Here is a 20967-nt window from a genome sequence, read left to right on the forward strand (position 1 = left end):
ATATATGTCTGGGTTAATAGGAAGAAAAATCGGTATGACCAGCATCTTCGACGAGAATGGAAAGAATATTCCATGCACCGTTCTTGAAGCTGGACCATGCGTGGTTACCCAAGTCAGAACCGAAGAGGTTGACGGGTACAGTGCCCTTCAGCTTGGTTTCGATGACAAGGCAGAAAAACGTGCAAACAAGGCTGAACTTGGTCATGTTAAAAAAGCAGGTGCTTCTCCAAAGAAGAAAGTCGTTGAATTCCGAGATTTTGAAGGTGAACATAAATTAGGTGACACTTTGGGTGTTGATCTTTTTATGGAAGGTGAATTTGTAGATGTAATAGGTACATCAAAAGGAAAAGGTTTTCAAGGTGTTGTTAAAAGACACGGCTTTGCCGGAGTTGGTCAAGCAACCCACGGTCAGCATAACAGACTAAGAGCTCCTGGTTCCATTGGTGCAGCGTCTTATCCAGCTCGCGTTTTCAAAGGAATGAAAATGGCAGGTAGAATGGGTGGAGGAAGAGTAACAGTTCAAAACTTGAAAGTATTAAAAGTGGTTCCGGAGAAAAACCTTATTGTAGTAAAAGGTTGTGTTCCAGGTCATAAGAATGCTTACGTAACAATTGAGAAGTAATGAAGGTTGCAGTTTTAGATATTAAAGGAAAAGAAACGGGAAGAAAGGTTGAGCTTTCTGACGATGTTTTCGCTATAGAACCTAATGAGCATGCCATCTATTTAGATGTTAAGCGATATTTAGCACACCAAAGACAGGGTACTCACAAAGCTAAAGAGAGAGCTGAGATAGCGGGTAGTACCAGAAAGATAAAAAAACAGAAAGGAACGGGTACCGCAAGGGCTGGTAGTATTAAATCTCCTGTTTTTAGAGGTGGTGGTAGAATTTTTGGTCCTAGACCGAAAGATTACCAACAAAAATTAAACAAGAATGTTAAGCGTTTGGCAAGGAAATCTGCCTTAACATTAAAGTCAAAAGACAAAGCTTTGGTTGTTGTTGAAGACTTCAATTTTGAAGCTCCTAAAACCAAGGATTTTAAAGCGTTTTTGACCTCTCTTGGAATAGAAAATAAAAAGTCTCTTATAGTGTTGGGCGATTCAAATAATAATGTATATTTGTCGTCGCGCAATTTGGAGCGTTCCGAAGTTGTAAATAGCTCAGAATTAAGTACTTACAAGATTATTAATGCTGGTAAGGTAGTACTGACCGAAAGCGCTTTGGAAGGAATAGAATCGAACCTAAAGAAATAAGAATATCATGAGTGTGTTGATAAAACCAATCATTACGGAAAAAATGACCGCGGACAGCGAGCTTTTCAATCGTTATGGTTTCTATGTTGACCCAAAGGCCAACAAACTTCAGATCAAAGAAGCGGTTGAGACTACCTATGGTGTTTCTGTGGATAAAGTACGTACCATGAACTATGGTCCAAATCGTAAGAGTCGCTATACAAAAACAGGAATCCAACACGGAAAAACAAACGCCTTGAAAAAAGCGATTGTTGATGTGGCGGAAAGCGATATTATTGATTTTTACAGTAATCTATAAAGACAAGAAATGTCAGTTAGAAAATTAAAACCGATAACCCCTGGACAGCGTTTTAGAGTAGTAAACGGATTTGACGCGATTACTACTGATAAGCCGGAGAAAAGCTTGCTTGCTCCGTTAAAAAAGTCTGGTGGTAGGAACAGTCAAGGAAAAATGACCATTCGCCATAGAGGTGGAGGGCATAAAAGAAGATATCGTGTTATCGACTTCAAAAGAGATAAGCAGGGTGTTGATGCTACTATTGTATCAATCCAGTACGATCCTAACAGAACTGCATTTATCGCACTAGTTGAATATAAAGATGGCGAGAAGAGATATGTGGTTGCTCAAAATGGAATGCAGGTAGGTCAGAAGATTTCTTCTGGTACTAAGGCTGCTCCAGAAATTGGAAATGCACTTCCTTTAGGTGAAATTCCATTGGGTACCATTATTTCTTGTATTGAACTAAGACCAGGTCAAGGAGCTGTAATGGCAAGAAGTGCTGGTACTTTTGCGCAATTAATGGCAAAAGATGGAAAATTTGTTACCATTAAACTGCCATCTGGTGAAACACGTATGATATTGGCCAATTGTTTGGCTACTATTGGAGCTGTTTCTAACTCTGACCACCAATTATTGGTATCTGGTAAAGCCGGTAGAAGCAGATGGTTGGGTAGAAGACCAAGAACTAGGCCAGTAGCTATGAACCCTGTTGATCACCCAATGGGTGGTGGTGAAGGAAGGGCTTCTGGAGGTCATCCAAGATCTAAGAACGGTATTCCTGCTAAAGGATTTAGAACGCGTTCCAAGACAAAAGATACAAATAGATATATCATAGAACGTAGAAAGAAATAAAAGTAAAAGCAAATGGCACGTTCATTAAAAAAAGGACCTTACGTTCATCATAGTCTGGAAAAGAAAGTCCAGAATAATATAGATTCAGGTAAGAAAACGGTTATCAAAACATGGTCTAGAGCCTCAATGATAACGCCAGATTTCGTAGGACAAACTATAGCTGTGCATAATGGGAGACAATTTGTTCCTGTTTATGTAACGGAAAACATGGTAGGTCACAAGCTTGGAGAATTTTCACCTACAAGATCCTTTAGAGGTCATGCAGGAGCTAAAAACAAAGGAAAAAAGTAAGTAAGCTATGGGAGTTCGAAAAAAACAAATGGCCGAAAGGTTGAAGGAAGAGAAAAAGCAACTTGCTTTTGCAAAGCTTAACAACTGCCCTACCTCACCAAGAAAGATGCGTTTAGTAGCTGACTTGATTAGAGGAAAGCAGATAGAAATGGCACTTGCAATTTTAAAGTTCAATTCAAAAGAAGCTTCTAGAAAGTTGGAGAAACTTTTGCTTTCTGCAATTGCTAACTGGGAAGCTAAGAATGAGGATGCAAGTATTGAAGATGCGGACCTTTTTATAAAGGAAATCCGTGTGGATGGCGGTACTATGTTGAAAAGATTGCGTCCAGCACCACAAGGTAGAGCACATAGAATTAGAAAACGTTCCAATCATGTTACCATGGTTTTGGAATCTAATAACAACGTTCAAAGCTAGAGTATAATATGGGACAGAAAACCAATCCGATAGGAAATCGCTTAGGAATTATCAGAGGATGGGAATCCAACTGGTACGGCGGTAAAGATTACGGCGATAAGCTGGCTGAGGATGATAAAATAAGAAAATACATCCACGCACGTTTGGCGAAAGCAAGTGTGTCAAGGGTTATTATTGAAAGAACTTTAAAACTTATTACCATTACTATTACTACGGCAAGACCAGGTATTATTATTGGTAAAGGGGGCCAGGAAGTTGATAAGCTGAAAGAGGAGCTTAAGAAAATTACTGGTAAAGAAGTTCAAATCAATATTCATGAAATCAAAAGACCTGAGCTTGATGCCAATTTGGTAGCTGCAAGTGTTGCTAGACAGATTGAGAGCAGAATTTCATATAGACGTGCTATTAAAATGGCAGTTGCAGCAGCAATCCGTATGAATGCAGAAGGTATTAAGATTCAGATTTCTGGACGTTTGAACGGAGCTGAAATGGCACGTTCTGAGTCTTATAAAGAAGGAAGAATCCCTTTGTCAACTTTCCGTGCAGATGTAGATTATGCTTTACATGAGGCGCACACTACGTACGGAAGATTGGGAATCAAAGTTTGGATTATGAAGGGTGAGGTTTATGGTAAAAGAGAACTTTCCCCATTAGTAGGATTGTCCAAAGGTCAAGGAAAAGGCGGCAAACAAGATGGTAAAAAACCACAACGTCGTAGAAAGTAATAAGATAAAGTAAAGGTAAAATGTTACAGCCAAAAAGAACAAAATTTCGTAAAGCCCAGAAGGGACGTATGAAAGGAGACTCCCAAAGAGGGCACCAACTTTCCAATGGAATGTTTGGTATTAAGTCCTTGGATTCACACTTCATCACTTCTCGTCAGATAGAAGCTGCACGTATTGCTGCGACAAGGTACATGAAAAGGCAAGGTCAACTGTGGATTAAAATATTCCCGGACAAACCTATCACTAAAAAGCCTCTTGAAGTACGTATGGGTAAAGGTAAAGGTGCTCCTGAATATTTTGTTGCAGTTGTTAAGCCAGGAAGAATCATGTTTGAGGTAGCTGGAGTTCCAATGGATGTTGCAAAAGAAGCATTGAGGCTTGCGGCGCAAAAATTACCAGTGAAGACTAAGTTTATCGTAGCAAGGGATTATTCCGCTTAATTTTTAATTGAGAAGAAGATGAAACAATCAGAGATAAAAGAACTTTCAATTGAAGAGCTAAAAGAAAGATTAGCTGAGCATAAAAAACAACACGCTGATTTGAAAGTAGCGCATTCAGTTACTCCTTTGGAAAATCCTTTACAGATAAGAAAAACGAGAAGGACGGTAGCAAGACTTGCAACAGAATTAACAAAAAGGGAATTACAATAATTGGTTCTGCCTTATGGAAAAAAGAAATTTAAGAAAAGAAAGAATAGGGGTTGTTACCAGCAATAAAATGGAGAAATCGATTGTGGTTGCTGAAGTAAAGCGAGTAAAGCACCCTATGTACGGTAAGTTCGTTTTGAAGACCAAGAAGTACGTTGCCCATGATGAAAAGAATGATTGCAAGGAAGGTGACACTGTTAAAATAATGGAAACAAGACCATTGAGTAAGACTAAATGTTGGAGACTGGTTGAAATCCTTGAAAGAGCTAAATAATTATGTTACAGCAAGAATCTAGATTAAAGGTCGCGGACAACACCGGTGCAAAAGAAGTTTTGACCATTCGTGTGCTTGGAGGAACAAAAAGAAGATATGCTTCATTGGGAGATAAGATTGTGGTGACTGTTAAAGAAGCCGCCCCCAATGGTACTGTAAAAAAAGGTTCTGTTTCAACAGCTGTTGTGGTTCGTACAAAGAAAGAAGTAAGAAGACCGGATGGCTCTTACATCCGTTTTGATGACAACGCATGTGTGTTATTGAATCCAACAGGTGAAATGAGAGGAACTAGGGTTTTTGGACCAGTTGCCAGAGAGCTTAGGGACAAGCAGTTCATGAAGATTGTTTCATTAGCTCCAGAGGTGCTTTAAAAGAAATATCAGAAAGATGAAGTTGAAAATAAAAACAGGAGATACGGTAAGGGTCGTTGCGGGAGACCACAAAGGCACTGAGGGCAAAGTACTTCAGCTTGACCGTGAAAAGAACAAAGCTATCGTGGAAGGAGCCAATATAGTCTCTAAGCACGAAAAGCCGAGTGCAAAGAATCCTCAAGGAGGAATTGTAAAAAAAGAAGCTCCTATCCATGTTTCCAACCTTTCGTTGATCGATCCAAAATCTGGAGAGAATACACGAGTAGGGTATGAAGTGAGAGATGGAAAGAAAGTTAGATTTGCGAAGAAATCCAATGAAGTAATTTAGTTATGAGTTACATTCCAAGATTAAAGACAGAATATAAGGAACGTGTTGTAAAGGCATTGTCCGAAGAGTTTGGTTACAAAAATGTAATGCAAGTTCCAAAGTTGGAGAAGATAGTTGTCAGCCGTGGGGTTGGTGCTGCCGTATCTGACAAGAAACTTATCGATCATGCGGTTGATGAGTTGTCGAATATTACTGGGCAAAAGGCGATTGCTACCCTTTCAAAAAAGGATGTTGCTTCCTTTAAATTGAGAAAAGGTATGCCAATTGGTGCCAAAGTAACTCTTAGAGGTGAAAGAATGTATGAGTTCTTGGATAGATTGATTACATCTGCACTTCCTAGAGTACGTGATTTTCAAGGGATAAAGGCTACAGGTTTTGATGGAAGGGGTAATTATAACCTTGGTGTTACGGAGCAAATCATTTTCCCAGAGATCAATATTGATAAAATCAACAGAATTAACGGTATGGATATCACATTCGTTACTTCTGCAGACACAGATAAAGAAGCTAAATCATTGTTAACCGAATTGGGATTACCCTTTAAAAAGAACTAAGTATGGCTAAGGAATCAATGAAAGCCCGTGAGGTAAAAAGGGCTAAAACGGTAGCAAAATATGCTGAAAAGAGAAAGGCTTTGAAAGAAGCGGGTGATTATGAAGCTTTACAAAAGCTTCCTAAGAACGCATCTCCAGTACGTATGCGTAACCGATGCAAATTGACTGGAAGACCAAGAGGGTATATGAGAACATTTGGTATATCTAGGGTTACTTTTAGGGAAATGGCCAATCAAGGTTTGATCCCGGGAGTTAAAAAAGCAAGTTGGTAAACAGATAAAGAAAAGAAATGCTTACAGATCCAATTTCAGATTATTTGACCAGAATTAGAAATGCCAGTAGTGCAGGTCATAGGGTAGTGGATATTCCCGCTTCCAATCTAAAAAGACAGATTACCAAAATATTGTTCGATCAAGGATATATTTTGAGCTACAAGTTCGAGGATAACAAAGTTCAAGGGAACATTAAAATTGCCTTGAAGTATGATAAGTTTACCAAAGAGCCGGTTATTAAAAAATTGCAAAGGGTAAGTAAACCTGGACTACGTAAATATGCAGGTTCAGGTGAATTGCCAAGAGTTCTTAACGGTTTGGGTGTTGCTATTGTTTCAACATCTCACGGAGTTATGACAAGCAAACAAGCTAAGCAAGATAACGTAGGTGGCGAAGTTTTGTGCTACGTTTATTAATTGAGTAAAGAGAAAAAAAATGTCTAGAATAGGTAACAATCCAATTACAATTCCTGATGGAGTCACTATAGAAGTGAACGAGAATGTAGTTACCGTTAAAGGTAAGTTGGGAGAACTGTCTCAAGAATTTTCAGGGGTTACAGTTAAGGTTGAAGATGGAAGCATTCATGTGGCAAGACCCTCTGATTCCAAAGAGCATAAAGCCAAGCACGGTCTTTACAGATCATTGTTTTTGAATATGGTTGAAGGAGTTTCCAAAGGATGGACCAAAGAACTTGAATTGGTTGGTGTAGGGTACAGAGCAAGTAACCAAGGACAAAAATTGGATTTGGCTCTAGGTTTCTCTCATAACATTGTAATGAATATTGCTTCAGAAGTAAAAATTGAAGCTGTTTCTGAGAAAGGAAAGAACCCGATTATAAAGTTAACGTCTCATGACAAACAATTGGTTGGTCAAGTGGCTGCCAAGATTAGAGCTTTCCGTAAGCCTGAGCCTTACAAAGGAAAAGGAATCAAGTTTGTAGGTGAGCAGTTAAGAAGAAAAGCCGGTAAATCAGCATAATAAGTAATACGATGGGATTATCTAAGACCGAAAGAAAATTACGAATCAGAAGAAGAATACGAAAGGTTTCTGCTGGTACTGAAACAAGGCCGAGATTGTCTGTTTTCAGAAGTAATAAAGAGATATACGCTCAATTGATTGATGATAACAATGGTGTCACATTGGCAGCGGCATCATCAAGAGATAAAGGTGTAGACGCAAAAGGAACAAAAATTGAGATTGCGAGCCAAGTCGGTAAAGCAATTGCAGAGAAAGCTGCAAAACTAGGTTTTGAAACAGTGGCTTTTGATAGAGGTGGAAACCTTTACCATGGAAGAGTTAAATCATTGGCTGAAGGAGCTAGGGAAGCAGGACTTAAATTCTAATAAACTATGTACCAGAAATACAAAAACGTAGAAACAGTTAAGCCAGGTGGACTGGAGTTGAAAGATCGTTTGGTTGGTGTCCAAAGGGTTACTAAAGTTACCAAAGGTGGTAGAGCATTCGGTTTTTCGGCAATTGTTGTTGTTGGTGATGAGAATGGTGTGGTAGGACATGGTTTAGGAAAATCTAAAGAAGTTGCTACTGCTATTGCCAAGGCTATTGAAGATGCTAAAAAGAATTTAATAAGAATTCCTTTGAACAAAGGAACACTTCCTCATGAGCAGAAAGGAAAGTATGGTGGTGCACGGGTATATATTCAGCCAGCATCTCATGGTACAGGAGTTATTGCAGGTGGTGCGGTTAGAGCAGTATTGGAAGCAGTAGGAGTACATGATGTACTTTCAAAATCGCAAGGTTCTTCCAATCCCCACAATGTTGTTAAAGCCACTTTTGATGCGCTTTTACAATTAAGAGGAGCACAAACAGTAGCTAACCAAAGAGGTATTTCTTTAGAAAAAGTCTTTAAGGGATAAATAAGAGGATATTATGTCAAAGATTAAGGTTAAACAAGTAAAGAGCGCTATTAAGAGAACCCAAAACCAAAAAAGAACTTTGGAGGCTCTTGGTTTGCGTAAGATTGGGCATGTTGTTGAGCATGATGCAACGCCTAATATCCTTGGAATGATAAATAAGGTAAAACACTTGGTTTCCACTGAGGAAGCTTAAAATATAACGGTACATGGATTTACATAATCTTAAACCAGCAGAAGGCGCTGTTAACAGAGATGGAAAACGCTTAGGAAGAGGTCAAGCTTCTGGTAAAGGCGGAACTGCCGCAAGAGGGCATAAAGGTGCAAAGTCTAGATCTGGATATTCCAAGAAGATTGGTTTTGAAGGTGGGCAAATGCCTTTACAGCGTCGTGTTCCTAAATTTGGTTTTAAGAACATCAACAGAAAGGAATACCAAGGAATCAATTTGAGCAAATTGCAAGAGTTGGTGGATAATGGTACCCTTAAAAAGGAAGTAACCTTGGATATTCTTGTTGAGAACAGATTGGCTCACAAGAATGATTTAGTGAAAATTTTAGGAAATGGCGAATTAAAGGCATCTCTAAAAATATCAGTACATAAATTTACTGCTTCTGCTAAAGCAGCAATTGAAGCCGCAGGAGGTGAAGCAATAAGTTTATAAGAAAAATAGCATGAAGAAATTTATTGAGACCATATCAAATATTTGGAAGATAGAAGAACTAAGACAACGAATCCTCGTTACCCTTGGTTTACTTATAGTGTACCGTTTTGGTGCCCAAGTTGTCCTTCCAGGTATTGATACTTCCCAATTGGCGCAATTAACCTCTAATACCGAACAAGGTATTTTGGGTATTCTTAATGCTTTTACCGGTGGAGCTTTTGCAAATGCTTCTGTTTTTGCATTGGGTATTATGCCATACATTTCTGCTTCTATTGTAGTTCAACTAATGGGAATTGCCATTCCTTATTTGCAAAAATTACAGAAAGAAGGAGAAAGTGGTAGAAAGACCATTAATCAAATTACACGATGGCTGACCATTGCTATCTGTATTGTTCAAGCTCCAGCATATTTATTTGGTTTAGGTGCTCTTGGAGTTCCGGACAGTGCTTTTGTATTGGGCAAAGGACCTGATTTCATAATCCCTGCTGTAATCATATTGGTGACAGGATGTGTGTTTGCTATGTGGTTGGGAGAAAAAATTACGGATAAAGGTATCGGAAACGGTATTTCTTTATTGATTATGATTGGTATTATTGCTACAATGCCACAGTCGTTCGTTCAAGAATTTATATCTAGAACAACCAACAATACAGGTGGTATTATGTTTATCCTTATAGAAGTTATCATTTGGTTCTTGGTAATATTGGCCAGTGTCCTTTTGGTAATGGCAATAAGACAAATTCCAGTACAGTATGCTAGAAGAACTGCTTCGGGCGGGTATGAGAAAAACGTTATGGGGTCTAGACAGTACATCCCATTAAAGTTGAATGCATCTGGAGTAATGCCTATCATTTTTGCACAAGCCATTATGTTCGCACCTAGTTTATTGGGTAGAACGTTTAACAATACAGCTGTTGGCCAATGGATGGAAGTCCAGTTTGCCGATATATTTGGATTGGCATATAATATCCTGTTTGCTGTGTTGATTATCATATTTACATATTTCTATACAGCTATTACAGTTCCTACGAATAAAATGGCTGATGATTTAAAAAGAAGTGGTGGATTTATTCCTGGAATACGACCTGGCAAAGAAACTGGGGATTATCTGGATAAAATTATGTCGTTGATCACATTACCTGGTTCTGTCTTCTTGGCGCTATTGGCAGTTTTACCTGCTGTGGTTGTAAAGTTGATGGATGTGCAGGCGGGTTGGGCCTTGTTCTATGGCGGTACTTCGCTGTTGATTATGGTTGGTGTTGCAATCGACACGGTGCAACAAGTAAATTCATATTTGTTGAATAGACATTATGATGGTTTGATGAAAACCGGAAAAAATAGAAAAGTAGCATAATTTATGGCAAAGCAGCCAGCAATAGAACAAGACGGAACAATAATAGAGGCATTGTCAAATGCAATGTTCCGGGTAGAATTAGAAAATGGGCATGTTGTTACGGCACATATCTCTGGGAAAATGCGTATGCATTATATAAAATTACTTCCTGGAGACAAGGTAAAACTTGAAATGAGCCCATACGATTTAACAAAAGCAAGAATTACTTACAGATACTAATACGATGAAAGTAAGAGCATCAATAAAGAAGAGAAGCGCCGAATGCAAGATAGTTCGCAGAAAAGGCAGATTATACGTAATCAACAAAAAGAATCCTAGATTTAAACAAAGACAAGGGTAATTATGGCAAGAATCGCAGGTGTAGATATACCAAAACAAAAGCGTGGAGTTATTTCACTTACCTACATTTACGGAATTGGTAAAAGTAGGGCGCAAGAGATTTTAGAGAAAGCCCAAGTAAGCGAGGATACTAAAGTTTCAGATTGGAATGATGAAGAAATAGGAAGAATCAGGGATTCTGTTTCCTCTTATACAATTGAAGGTGAACTTCGTTCAGAAACACAATTGAACATCAAACGTTTGATGGATATTGGTTGTTATCGTGGAATTCGTCATAGATCAGGATTGCCACTAAGAGGTCAACGTACCAAGAATAACTCTAGGACGAGAAAAGGAAAAAGAAAAACGGTTGCCAACAAGAAGAAAGCAACTAAATAATAGGTAGGTATTATGGCAAAGGCAAATACTAAAACAGCTAAGAAGCGCAAAGTAATAGTAGAATCTACAGGTGAGGCTCATGTTACTGCTTCATTCAACAATATCATTATTTCTTTGACCAATAAAAAAGGAGATGTAATCTCTTGGTCATCTGCTGGTAAACTTGGTTTTAGGGGTTCTAAAAAGAACACACCTTATGCAGCTCAAGTTGCAGCTGAAGATTGTGCTAAAGTTGCACATGAAGCGGGTCTAAGAAAAGTGAAAGTATATGTAAAAGGACCAGGAAATGGTAGAGAATCTGCCATTCGTTCTATTCATAATGCTGGTATAGAAGTAACAGAAATAGTTGATGTTACCCCACTTCCGCACAACGGTTGTAGACCACCAAAAAGAAGAAGAGTTTAATTAGTTAATAAATCGGCCCGTTAGGGTCTTCACGAAAGTGCTTTATAGATTATCGAAGGATAAGCCTTAATTCATAATCGCACTTTCCAATTTAAAGAAGATGGCAAGATACACAGGACCAAAATCAAAAATCGCTAGAAAATTTGGAGAAGCGATTTTCGGAGACGATAAAGCCTTCGAAAAGAAAAGTTACCCTCCAGGACAACACGGTAACAACAGACGTCGTGGAAAAAAGTCTGAATATGCAATCCAGTTGATGGAGAAGCAAAAAGCCAAGTATACCTACGGTATTTTGGAAAAACAATTTAGAAACCTTTTCGAAAAAGCTAACAGAAGCAAAGGGGTAACCGGTGAGGTCTTACTTCAATTGTGTGAGTCCCGTTTAGATAATGTAGTCTACAGAATGGGTCTTTCTCCTACGAGAAGTGGTGCAAGACAATTGGTTTCACACAGACATATCATCGTAAACGGTGAAATAGTAAACATTCCTTCTTACTCTTTAAAACCAGGAGATGTGGTTGGAGTTAGGGAAAAATCCAAATCCGTTCAAGCGATCCTTGATTCACTGTCTAATAACAGTAGCGTTTACGAATGGATTACCTGGAATACTGAAAAGCAAGAAGGTTCTTTTGTAACCGTTCCAGAAAGAATGCAGATTCCTGAAAATATCAAGGAACAATTAATCGTCGAGTTATACTCTAAATAAAATCAACATTAATCCAATATGGCATTACTAAATTTTCAGAAGCCCGATAAAGTTATAATGATAGATTCAACCGATTTCGAAGGGAAATTTGAATTTCGCCCTTTGGAACCTGGTTACGGATTAACAGTTGGAAATGCGTTAAGAAGAGTTCTTCTTTCCTCTTTGGAAGGTTTTGCAATCACTTCTGTTCGTATTGATGGAGTTGAACATGAGTTTTCTGTTATTCCTGGCGTTGTTGAAGACGTTACAGAAATGATATTGAACCTTAAGCAAGTTCGTTTCAAAAGACAGATTGATGATGTTGAGAGCGAAACAGTTTCTGTTTCCGTTAGTGGAAAAGAACAATTGACTGCTGGTGATTTTCAAAAATTCATCTCTGGATACCAAGTACTAAATCCAGATTTAGTTATCTGTAACATGGATCCTAAAGTAAGTATTAACCTAGAGGTTATTATTGAAAAAGGACGTGGTTACGTTCCTGCTGAGGAAAACAAAAAATCCAATGCACCTTTGGGTAGTATTGCGGTTGATTCTGTTTACACTCCGGTAAAGAACGTAAAGTACAGTATTGAAAACTTTAGGGTTGAGCAAAAAACCGATTACGAAAAATTGGTTTTTGAAATCGTAACAGATGGTTCTATCCACCCTAAAGATGCATTGACTGAAGCTGCTAAAGTTTTGATTCACCACTTCATGTTATTCTCTGATGAGCGTATTACATTAGAAGCTGATGAAATTGCACAAACTGAAACATATGATGAAGAATCTTTACATATGCGTCAGTTGTTGAAAACCAAATTGGTAGACATGGACTTGTCCGTTAGGGCTTTAAACTGTCTTAAAGCTGCTGAAGTTGATACTTTGGGAGATTTGGTTTCTTTCAACAAGAATGATTTAATGAAGTTCAGAAACTTTGGTAAAAAATCATTGACCGAATTGGAAGAGTTGGTAATCAACAAAGGCCTTCAATTTGGAATGGATTTATCCAAATATAAATTGGACAAAGATTAAGTAATCATATTTTGCTCCTCGTGGTACTACGAGTTAGGAAGCAAGATGATAAAACAAAAACATGAGACACGGAAAGAAATTTAATCACTTAGGTAGAACAGCTGCCCACAGAAAGGCAATGTTGGCCAATATGGCGTGTTCCCTAATAGAACATAAAAGAATCAACACTACAGTTGCCAAAGCAAAAGCGTTAAAGCAATTTGTGGAGCCGTTGATTACCAAGTCTAAAGTAGAGAACAATCAAACTACTGAGAAAGGTACTCACAACAGAAGGATTGTTTTTAGTAACCTAAGGAACAAGTATGCTGTTACAGAACTTTTCAGCACAGTTGCGGAAAAAGTTGCTGATAGACCGGGAGGATATACAAGAATCATCAAGTTGGGTAACCGTCTTGGAGATAACGCTGATATGGCCATGATAGAGTTAGTGGACTTCAACGAAGTTTATAACGCTGGAAAACCTGCCAAGAAAACCACACGAAGAAGTAGAAGAGGTGGAGGTAAAAAAGTAGAAGCTGCTGCTCCAGTTGCTGAAACCAAAACAGCAGATGATTCAGAAGAATAGCAATATGTTATTAACTATTGTATTAGAAAAAAAAGGATAAGTGAAAACTTATCCTTTTTTTATGTTTTTTTGTCAAACTTGAAATTAAAAATCGCATGAAGTATCACTCAAAGAAAAGAGCACTGTTATTACTGGCAGATGGTACTATTTTTTATGGCAAAGCCATTGGGAATAATGAAGGTACCGCTGTTGGAGAAGTATGTTTCAACACCGGAATGACGGGTTATCAAGAAATTTTTACGGACCCCTCCTATTTTGGCCAATTAATGGTTACGACCAATGCACATATTGGTAACTATGGAACCAATGCGGAAGAAATAGAATCGGATTCCATAAAAATTGCTGGACTTATCGTAAAAAACTTTAGTTATGAGTATTCACGTCCAAGTGCGGACATGAGCCTATTGGATTTTTTGGAGAAGAACAATCTTTTTGCCATTTCTGATGTGGATACCAGGGCATTGGTAAGCTATATTCGTGATAACGGGGCAATGAACGCTTTAATTTCCACAAGAGTTGATGAGATAGAAGAATTAAAAAAAGAGTTGGCCAACGTTCCAAGTATGGAAGGGTTGGAACTCTCCTCTAAAGTTTCAACTGCAGAACCATATTACTTTGGCGAAGAAAATGCTACATATAAAATTTCAGCCTTAGATATAGGTATCAAGAAGAACATTCTTAGAAACCTTGCTAAAAGAGGAGCTTATATAAAAGTATTTCCATACAATACTCCATTTGAAGAAATGAAGAAATGGAATCCAGATGGATATTTCATATCCAATGGACCTGGAGATCCAGAACCCTTGACAGATGCTATTTCTGCAACAAAGGAGATGATAAAATCCAATAAACCATTATTTGGAATATGCCTAGGGCATCAAGTGCTGGCATTGGCAAATGGCGTTTCAACATATAAAATGCACAATGGGCATAGAGGGATTAACCATCCAATTCTCAATTTAGTCACCGGAAAAGGGGAAATAACTTCGCAAAACCATGGTTTTGCTGTGAATAGGGAAGAAACAGAAGCTAATCAAGATTTGGAGATTACCCATTTGCATCTTAATGATGATACAGTAGCTGGTATCAAAATGAAAGGAAAAGAAGTGTTTTCTGTTCAATATCACCCAGAAGCCAGCCCTGGACCACATGATGCAGATTATTTATTCGATCAATTTTTTGAAGCGATCAAGACAAGTCGCAACTAAAACGTTGTAGTTTATTTTTAGGTTATTATCAGTGTTTTATGAGTATTATCATGAAGCTAAAAAGTTCACCTTTCGTATCTTAGCCAAATTAATTTCAACCATAAATATTAAGTTCAGATGAGCATTATTATAAACATTCATGCAAGACAGATTTTAGACTCAAGAGGTAATCCAACAGTAGAAGTAGATGTGCTGACCGAAAACGGAATTTTGGGAAGAGCAGCTGTGCCTTCTGGAGCATCTACGGGAGAGCATGAAGCTGTTGAGTTAAGAGATGGTGGAAATTCATTTATGGGAAAAGGTGTTGGCCAGGCGGTTAATAATGTCAACACAACTATAGCAGAAGAATTAGTGGGAACGTCAGTTTTTGAACAAAACTATATTGATGAAACCATGATTGCTTTGGATGGAACACCAAACAAATCCAAGCTGGGGGCAAATGCAATTCTAGGGGTATCTCTTGCCGTTGCTAAAGCTGCCGCAAATGAATTGGGCATGCCTTTGTATAGATATGTTGGTGGCGTTAGTGCAAATACATTACCGGTGCCTATGATGAATATTATTAATGGAGGTTCTCACTCAGATGCTCCAATTGCTTTTCAAGAGTTTATGGTAATGCCGGTTAAGGCGAAAAGCTTTTCGCACTCCATGCAAATGGGAACTGAGATTTTTCACAATTTGAAAAAAGTTCTACACGATAGAGGACTAAGTACCGCTGTAGGTGATGAAGGCGGTTTTGCACCTAATCTGGCAGGAGGAACTGAAGATGCTTTGGATACCATTGCTAAAGCTGTTGACAAGGCTGGATATAAACTAGGTGATGATGTAATGATTGCTCTAGATTGTGCCGCTGCAGAATTTTTCGTAGACGGTAAATATGACTATACAAAGTTCGAAGGTGATAAAGGTGTTGTAAGAACTTCAGAAGAACAAGCTCAATATTTAGCTGATTTATCTGCAAAGTATCCTATCATTTCAATCGAGGATGGTATGGATGAAAATGATTGGGATGGATGGAAATCATTAACAGATAAGATTGGGGATAAGGTACAGTTAGTTGGGGATGACTTGTTTGTAACCAATGTGGAGCGTTTATCAAAAGGAATCGAAAATGGTATAGCCAACTCTATCCTTATAAAAGTAAATCAAATAGGCACGCTTTCTGAAACAATTGCTGCAGTTAATATGGCAAAGAATGCTGGGTATACTTCCGTAATGTCCCACCGTTCAGGAGAAACCGAAGATAATACTATTGCAGATTTAGCAGTCGCTTTGAATACAGGACAAATTAAGACAGGTTCTGCTTCAAGAAGTGATAGAATGGCCAAGTACAATCAGTTGTTGCGTATTGAAGAGGAGCTGGGAAGTATAGCTTACTATCCACAAGAGAAAGCTTTCAAAATAAAGTAATGATAATGATTTTTTAGCACTATGAACGCCTTTCTCAATTGGGAAAGGCTTTTTTTTGTTTCAGAAATAAACTTTGGTTAACTTAATTGACTAAACAAAACTTACCTAATGAACAATTTTCTTTTTGCTGCGGCAGAAAATGATGCTTTGGCCAATTGTAAGGCTGGTGGAATGGGAGACGTGGTTAGAGACGTTCCTAGACAAATTTCAGAACAAGGAGATAAGGTTCATGTAATTGTACCGTCGTACTCTAGACTTCATCAAGATGGTCTATTTAAAACAAACCTAAACTTTAGTCTAAGAGGACTGTCCTATACCGCGGAACTTTACGAGGTAAAACCAAAGAAAGAATACCCAAATATTGTCCATTATGTAATACACCACCCTGAAATTGAAGCAGGTGACATTGCCCATATCTATCATAATGACCCCGAAGAACCTTTCTATACGGATGCGGTAAAATACTTTATTTTTTGCACCGCTGTGGCCGAGGCTATTAAAAAAGGAGCTTTTGGGAAGTTGGATATTATTCATCTACATGATTGGCACTCAAGTTTGCTTTTATTTTTAAGGGAATACCATAAGGATTATCAGAGCCTAAAAGATATTCGTACCGTTTATAGTATCCACAATTTGGCCATTCAAGGTATTAGACCATTTGATGATAATTACTCATCGCTTAAGAACTGGTTTCCAGATATACCAATTGACTATATGTCACTAATGGATTATCGGTACCAGGATTGTATTAACCTAATGGCAGTTGGTATCCGTTTTGCTGATGCCGTACATACCGTTTCTCCTTCCTATAAAGAAGATGTGTTGCTTCCTAGTTCCCCGCCGGAGTTTATTGGTGGCGAAGGGTTAGAAAAAGACTTATTAAAAGCTGATGAAGAGGGAAGACTCTTTGGTATTTTGAATGGGTGCAATTACAAAAATATCAATGCAGAAGAAAAAGGTTTTATTTACAGAAATACTGTGAAAGCCCTTTTTAGGTGGCTACAAGAAGAATCAAAAAAATACAAAGCTGATTTTTTGGCGCATACAGGTGAAAAAATAATGGAATACGTGGATAACAGACCAAAATTCATTGTATCCAGCGTAGCTAGATTAACAGAGCAAAAATTTTACTTTTTTAGACGTTCCCCTGAGGCTTTTGTTGAAATTCTGAAAAAGCTAGAAAAGGTAGATGGTATTTTCATGCTTTTAGGCACTGGAGCCCCTGAGTATGAGGAGCTTTTTAGAAAATTGAGCTACGAGCATAAGAATTTTGTTTTTACCAATGGCCAATCTGAAAGCCTTATTGACTCCATTTATCTAGAGTCAGATCTATATTTTATGCCAAGTCTTTTTGAGCCCTGCGGAATTAGTCAAATGCTGGCTATGCGAAATGGAAACCCTTGCTTGGTTCATCATACGGGAGGTTTAAAAGATACCGTCTCTCATATGAAAACAGGCTTTAGTTTTGATGGAGATACTTATGATGAAAAAATCAAGAGTATGTTGGAAGGTTTTGATCTAGCCTTAGATGTTTATAAGAATGATAAACCTGCATGGAAAAAAATTCAAAATGCGGCCAAGAAAAAGAGATTTACCTGGAAGAAATCTGTAGATAACTATTATAGAGAGTTGTATAATTTTAGTTAGCTACCCCGTTAGTTTACGACTTATAAAATAAGCAGTTCCTGAACCATAATTGAAGCCTGGAATATTGTTAATGGCCGTGCTTTTTCGTAAATTTCAGGTTCTATTTTATTAATCTATTAAAACATACAATGTCGGACAAAGCTATACTTGAATATGATGGTAAAAAATACGAATTCCCAGTTATTAAAGGTACTGAGGATGAACTAGCTATAGATATAAAAACACTTAGAGGAGTAAGTAGTATAGTAACCATTGATCCAGGCTATAAAAATACAGGTTCATGTGAGAGTGCTATCACTTTTTTGGATGGAGAAAAAGGAATTTTAAGATATAGGGGATATTCTATTGAAGAGTTGGCTGAGAAGGCTGATTTTTTAGAAGTGGCCTATCTTTTAATTTTTGGAGAATTGCCAAACAAGGAACAATTAGATACTTTTCATAACGATATTAAGGAGGAGTCCCATGTAGACGAGGAAATGAAGAAGATATTGGATGGTTTCCCAAAGTCAGCCCACCCAATGGGTGTATTATCTTCCTTAACAAGTGCTTTAGTAGCCTTTAATCCTATTTCAGTTGACGTTTCTTCAGAAACCGCAATGTACAGTTCCATAGTTCGTATTCTTGCTAAGTTTCCAGTTTTAGTTGCTTGGGCACAACGTAAAAAGAAAGGGCTGCCCTTAGATTATGGAGATGATACGTTAGGCTATGTAGAAAACATCCATAAAATGATGTTTAAAAAGCCAAACCAAGAGTATAAAAGGGACCTGATTGCTATAGATGCATTAGATAAGCTATTGATTTTACATGCAGACCATGAGCAAAATTGCTCTACATCTACAGTTCGTATAGTAGGTTCATCCCATGCCGGTCTTTTTGCTTCATTATCAGCAGGAATTTCTGCATTGTGGGGCCCTTTACATGGTGGTGCCAACCAAGCGGTTTTAGAGATGCTTGAAGCTATTCAAGAAGATGGAGGGGATACAAAAAAATATATGGCCAAAGCCAAAGACAAAAATGACCCATTTAGGTTAATGGGCTTTGGACACAGAGTATATAAGAACTTTGATCCAAGAGCAAAGATTATCAAAAAATCTGCTGATGAAGTATTGGGTAATCTTGGAATTGAAGACCCAATCTTGGATATTGCAAAAGCTCTTGAAAAAGAAGCTTTGGAAGATGAGTACTTTGTAAAAAGGAAACTTTATCCTAATGTAGACTTTTACTCAGGAATTATCTACAGGGCATTAGGCATTCCAACTGAGATGTTTACGGTAATGTTTGCGCTAGGAAGACTGCCAGGTTGGATTGCTCAATGGAGGGAGATGAGATTGAGAGGTGAGCCGATAGGAAGGCCTAGACAAATTTATATTGGGGAAAATCTTAGACCTTTTGTTAAGGTGGAAAAAAGATAAACTAATGTACAAAATAGAAGTATAGAGGTGAGGCGATTTGAGAAAATCGCCTTTTCTTATTTATAATTTTGCAATGTTACCGTTAGAATGGAGGTTTAAAAACCTATCCTTATCATAACATATTTGCATAATACCTTGGTGATAATACTTCTGAATTTCTGATAAAGAACCAGTATTGATTTTGGTTTTACACCTTAGATATTCCGTGTGGAGAAACTCATGGCCATCTATTGCATTAAGATTCTTTATGGTTGAGTCTAGAGAGCGGTGGTAATTTTCCAAACATAAATCTATCTCTTCAATAAAGACCCTATCTTCTTTAGGCACATCTATGAGCATAGTGCTAAAAAACTGTGAATAATCACTTTTAGTAATACAATCGGAATACTTTGTAGAATAATCTGTAGCCTTACTTTCTTCTGTATTAAAAACTTTGGATAAGGATATTTTTCCAGGGAAAGAATTCATGGATAGCAAACCAATGCTCACCATGATGATAAAACATAAAGGGAAAACAACTTTTTTCATCCTGAAGTCTCTTTCTCAGATTAAATGTAAGGATAACAATGTAATTTTTTGCATTTTAGCACAAGAATTTATTGAAAAAACTTCAATTTATATATCTGTAAATCAGATAGTTGAATGATAAAGGAAGAAATTTGGAAAGGGCTGTAAAAACCCCTAATAAAATTGGGTTTTTTCTGTTTTTGTAAAAGGAAAATCGCCAGTAAAGCACTAGTTTTGCCATAGAATTTTTAGGGATTTTCTCCTATTGGAGATTATGGTGTCCCCTTTGGTTTTGAAAAAATATTGTATGATGCAGTTGCATATTGTAGATGAAACAAGTCCGCTAAAAGCGGTGATTTTGGGAACGGCAGAAAGTTGTGGTCCAACTCCAGTTCCAGAAGAAGCATATGACCCAAAATCCTTGGAACATATTCTCGCGGGGACATACCCCAAAGAAGCTGATATGACAAAGGAGATGGAAGCTTTTTTAGATGTTTTTAAAAAGTATAAGGTTGAAGTCTTTAGACCGTCCGTTTTAAAAGATTGTAATCAGATCTTTTCAAGAGATATAGCTTTTGTGATTGAGGATAAATTATTTCATGCCAATATATTACCAGATAGAGAGCGTGAGTTTGAAGCAATTGACCATGTTTTGGATAAAATAAATCCAAACAAAGTTATAAGACCTCCAGAGGAAGTCCATATAGAAGGGGGAGACGTAATGCCATGGAACGAATATATTTTTATTGGCACTTATACAGGTAAAGATTATCCAGATTTTATTACTGCAAGGACCAATAAAGCTGCTGTGGAATATATTCGAAGTCAATTTCCGCACAAAAAGGTAAAGTCTTTTGAGCTGAGGAAATCCAATACCAATGCGAAGGAGAACGCATTGCATTTGGACTGCTGTTTTCAACCAGTAGGAAAGGATAAAGCCATTTTACATAAAAATGGGTTTTTGGTAGAGGAAGAATACCAATGGCTGGTAGATTATTTTGGAAAGGAGAACGTATTTGAAATCACCAAAGACGAGATGTACAATATGTTTAGCAATGTATTCTCTATTTCTCCTGAAGTGGTAGTTTCAGAAAAGAGCTTCACAAGATTGAATACTTGGCTTAGAGAACAAGGTTTTACGGTTGAAGAAATTCCATATTCTGAAATCGCCAAACAAGAAGGCCTTCTACGTTGCAGCACACTACCTTTAATAAGAGCATAAACTAACTTTT

The 20967-nt window shown here is 37.7% G+C and carries 34 protein-coding genes; 33 read left to right on the forward strand and 1 reads right to left on the reverse strand.

Features of this window, described 5'->3' with window-relative positions; translation table 11 throughout:
* The first annotated feature begins 4 nt into the window (after positions 1-4).
* The 32 genes from rplC (at position 5) to LV704_RS12755 (ending at position 19228) form a co-directional block, all read left to right on the forward strand.
* Positions 5-622, forward strand: coding sequence for a 50S ribosomal protein L3 (gene rplC, locus LV704_RS12600; protein WP_163423578.1), 618 nt, complete (start codon positions 5-7; stop codon positions 620-622).
* Positions 622-1251 (forward strand): 50S ribosomal protein L4, encoded by a 630-nt coding sequence (gene rplD / locus LV704_RS12605; protein ID WP_163423577.1) that lies wholly within the window; start codon positions 622-624, stop codon positions 1249-1251. The genes rplC and rplD overlap by 1 nt, the downstream gene beginning before the upstream one ends.
* A 7-nt stretch (positions 1252-1258) precedes the next feature.
* Positions 1259-1549, forward strand: a complete 291-nt coding sequence (gene rplW, locus LV704_RS12610; protein ID WP_163423576.1) for a 50S ribosomal protein L23 — start codon at positions 1259-1261, stop codon at positions 1547-1549.
* Positions 1550-1558: 9 nt separating this feature from the next.
* Complete coding sequence (rplB, locus tag LV704_RS12615) at positions 1559-2383, forward strand: 50S ribosomal protein L2 (protein ID WP_163423575.1); 825 nt, start codon at positions 1559-1561, stop codon at positions 2381-2383.
* A gap of 12 nt (positions 2384-2395) precedes the next feature.
* Positions 2396-2674 carry a 30S ribosomal protein S19 gene (rpsS, locus tag LV704_RS12620; protein ID WP_097047030.1) on the forward strand — a complete coding sequence of 93 codons (279 nt, stop codon included), beginning with the start codon at positions 2396-2398 and terminating at the stop codon, positions 2672-2674.
* A gap of 7 nt (positions 2675-2681) precedes the next feature.
* Entirely contained in the window at positions 2682-3089 is a 408-nt protein-coding gene (gene rplV, locus LV704_RS12625; protein ID WP_163423574.1) for a 50S ribosomal protein L22, read from the forward strand.
* Between the two features lie 8 nt (positions 3090-3097).
* Positions 3098-3814 (forward strand): 30S ribosomal protein S3, encoded by a 717-nt coding sequence (gene rpsC, locus LV704_RS12630; protein WP_163423573.1) that lies wholly within the window; start codon positions 3098-3100, stop codon positions 3812-3814.
* A 20-nt stretch (positions 3815-3834) separates the two neighbouring features.
* Entirely contained in the window at positions 3835-4254 is a 420-nt protein-coding gene (gene rplP, locus LV704_RS12635) for a 50S ribosomal protein L16 (protein ID WP_163423572.1), read from the forward strand.
* Between the two features lie 18 nt (positions 4255-4272).
* Positions 4273-4464 (forward strand): 50S ribosomal protein L29, encoded by a 192-nt coding sequence (rpmC, locus tag LV704_RS12640; protein ID WP_163423571.1) that lies wholly within the window; start codon positions 4273-4275, stop codon positions 4462-4464.
* Positions 4465-4477: 13 nt separating this feature from the next.
* Entirely contained in the window at positions 4478-4735 is a 258-nt protein-coding gene (gene rpsQ, locus LV704_RS12645) for a 30S ribosomal protein S17 (protein ID WP_163423570.1), read from the forward strand.
* A 2-nt stretch (positions 4736-4737) separates the two neighbouring features.
* Positions 4738-5106 (forward strand): 50S ribosomal protein L14, encoded by a 369-nt coding sequence (rplN, locus tag LV704_RS12650; RefSeq protein WP_055397059.1) that lies wholly within the window; start codon positions 4738-4740, stop codon positions 5104-5106.
* 16 nt (positions 5107-5122) lie between these two features.
* A complete protein-coding gene (gene rplX, locus LV704_RS12655) occupies positions 5123-5434 on the forward strand; it encodes a 50S ribosomal protein L24 (protein ID WP_163423569.1) in 312 nt (103 codons plus the stop codon).
* A 2-nt stretch (positions 5435-5436) separates the two neighbouring features.
* Positions 5437-5988 (forward strand): 50S ribosomal protein L5, encoded by a 552-nt coding sequence (gene rplE / locus LV704_RS12660; RefSeq protein WP_163423568.1) that lies wholly within the window; start codon positions 5437-5439, stop codon positions 5986-5988.
* 2 nt (positions 5989-5990) lie between these two features.
* Complete coding sequence (gene rpsN, locus LV704_RS12665; protein ID WP_055397065.1) at positions 5991-6260, forward strand: 30S ribosomal protein S14; 270 nt, start codon at positions 5991-5993, stop codon at positions 6258-6260.
* 17 nt (positions 6261-6277) lie between these two features.
* Positions 6278-6676: a 30S ribosomal protein S8 gene (rpsH, locus tag LV704_RS12670; RefSeq protein ID WP_163423567.1), complete on the forward strand. Its 399-nt coding sequence runs from the start codon at positions 6278-6280 to the stop codon at positions 6674-6676.
* A gap of 19 nt (positions 6677-6695) precedes the next feature.
* The gene (gene rplF / locus LV704_RS12675) at positions 6696-7238 is read left to right on the forward strand and encodes a 50S ribosomal protein L6 (RefSeq protein ID WP_163423566.1); all 543 of its coding nucleotides are present in this window, start codon (positions 6696-6698) and stop codon (positions 7236-7238) included.
* Between the two features lie 11 nt (positions 7239-7249).
* On the forward strand, positions 7250-7603 hold the full coding sequence (gene rplR / locus LV704_RS12680) for a 50S ribosomal protein L18 (RefSeq protein WP_163423565.1): 354 nt from the start codon (positions 7250-7252) through the stop codon (positions 7601-7603).
* A gap of 6 nt (positions 7604-7609) precedes the next feature.
* On the forward strand, positions 7610-8134 hold the full coding sequence (gene rpsE / locus LV704_RS12685; protein WP_109661663.1) for a 30S ribosomal protein S5: 525 nt from the start codon (positions 7610-7612) through the stop codon (positions 8132-8134).
* A 13-nt stretch (positions 8135-8147) separates the two neighbouring features.
* Positions 8148-8327, forward strand: a complete 180-nt coding sequence (gene rpmD, locus LV704_RS12690; protein WP_055397075.1) for a 50S ribosomal protein L30 — start codon at positions 8148-8150, stop codon at positions 8325-8327.
* A 13-nt stretch (positions 8328-8340) separates the two neighbouring features.
* Positions 8341-8793, forward strand: a complete 453-nt coding sequence (gene rplO / locus LV704_RS12695; RefSeq protein ID WP_163423564.1) for a 50S ribosomal protein L15 — start codon at positions 8341-8343, stop codon at positions 8791-8793.
* Between the two features lie 10 nt (positions 8794-8803).
* Positions 8804-10147, forward strand: a complete 1344-nt coding sequence (gene secY, locus LV704_RS12700; RefSeq protein ID WP_163423563.1) for a preprotein translocase subunit SecY — start codon at positions 8804-8806, stop codon at positions 10145-10147.
* Between the two features lie 3 nt (positions 10148-10150).
* Positions 10151-10366: a translation initiation factor IF-1 gene (infA, locus tag LV704_RS12705; RefSeq protein ID WP_014031991.1), complete on the forward strand. Its 216-nt coding sequence runs from the start codon at positions 10151-10153 to the stop codon at positions 10364-10366.
* Between the two features lie 4 nt (positions 10367-10370).
* Positions 10371-10487, forward strand: a complete 117-nt coding sequence (gene ykgO / locus LV704_RS12710) for a type B 50S ribosomal protein L36 (protein ID WP_013621733.1) — start codon at positions 10371-10373, stop codon at positions 10485-10487.
* 2 nt (positions 10488-10489) lie between these two features.
* The gene (gene rpsM / locus LV704_RS12715) at positions 10490-10864 is read left to right on the forward strand and encodes a 30S ribosomal protein S13 (protein ID WP_163423562.1); all 375 of its coding nucleotides are present in this window, start codon (positions 10490-10492) and stop codon (positions 10862-10864) included.
* A 12-nt stretch (positions 10865-10876) separates the two neighbouring features.
* The gene (gene rpsK / locus LV704_RS12720) at positions 10877-11269 is read left to right on the forward strand and encodes a 30S ribosomal protein S11 (RefSeq protein WP_109661671.1); all 393 of its coding nucleotides are present in this window, start codon (positions 10877-10879) and stop codon (positions 11267-11269) included.
* 100 nt (positions 11270-11369) lie between these two features.
* Positions 11370-11975, forward strand: a complete 606-nt coding sequence (gene rpsD / locus LV704_RS12725; protein WP_163423561.1) for a 30S ribosomal protein S4 — start codon at positions 11370-11372, stop codon at positions 11973-11975.
* 18 nt (positions 11976-11993) lie between these two features.
* Positions 11994-12986: a DNA-directed RNA polymerase subunit alpha gene (locus LV704_RS12730; protein ID WP_055397087.1), complete on the forward strand. Its 993-nt coding sequence runs from the start codon at positions 11994-11996 to the stop codon at positions 12984-12986.
* Between the two features lie 61 nt (positions 12987-13047).
* Positions 13048-13551, forward strand: a complete 504-nt coding sequence (gene rplQ, locus LV704_RS12735) for a 50S ribosomal protein L17 (RefSeq protein WP_163423560.1) — start codon at positions 13048-13050, stop codon at positions 13549-13551.
* A gap of 95 nt (positions 13552-13646) precedes the next feature.
* Complete coding sequence (gene carA / locus LV704_RS12740) at positions 13647-14759, forward strand: glutamine-hydrolyzing carbamoyl-phosphate synthase small subunit (protein WP_163423559.1); 1113 nt, start codon at positions 13647-13649, stop codon at positions 14757-14759.
* Between the two features lie 117 nt (positions 14760-14876).
* Positions 14877-16169, forward strand: a complete 1293-nt coding sequence (gene eno, locus LV704_RS12745; protein ID WP_163423558.1) for a phosphopyruvate hydratase — start codon at positions 14877-14879, stop codon at positions 16167-16169.
* Positions 16170-16277: 108 nt separating this feature from the next.
* A complete protein-coding gene (locus LV704_RS12750; RefSeq protein WP_163423557.1) occupies positions 16278-17816 on the forward strand; it encodes a glycogen synthase in 1539 nt (512 codons plus the stop codon).
* Between the two features lie 128 nt (positions 17817-17944).
* On the forward strand, positions 17945-19228 hold the full coding sequence (locus LV704_RS12755) for a citrate synthase (RefSeq protein ID WP_163423556.1): 1284 nt from the start codon (positions 17945-17947) through the stop codon (positions 19226-19228).
* 60 nt (positions 19229-19288) lie between these two features.
* Here the strand turns inward: LV704_RS12755 and LV704_RS12760 are convergent, their stop codons facing one another.
* On the reverse strand, positions 19289-19756 hold the full coding sequence (locus tag LV704_RS12760) for a hypothetical protein (RefSeq protein ID WP_163423555.1): 468 nt from the start codon (positions 19754-19756) through the stop codon (positions 19289-19291).
* A gap of 286 nt (positions 19757-20042) precedes the next feature.
* On the opposite strand from LV704_RS12760, the gene LV704_RS12765 reads away from it, so the two are divergent.
* Positions 20043-20957 (forward strand): dimethylarginine dimethylaminohydrolase family protein, encoded by a 915-nt coding sequence (locus tag LV704_RS12765; RefSeq protein WP_163423554.1) that lies wholly within the window; start codon positions 20043-20045, stop codon positions 20955-20957.
* Positions 20958-20967 lie beyond the last annotated feature (10 nt).

Source organism: Flagellimonas sp. CMM7, assembly GCF_021390195.1.
GTDB lineage: Bacteria > Bacteroidota > Bacteroidia > Flavobacteriales > Flavobacteriaceae > Flagellimonas.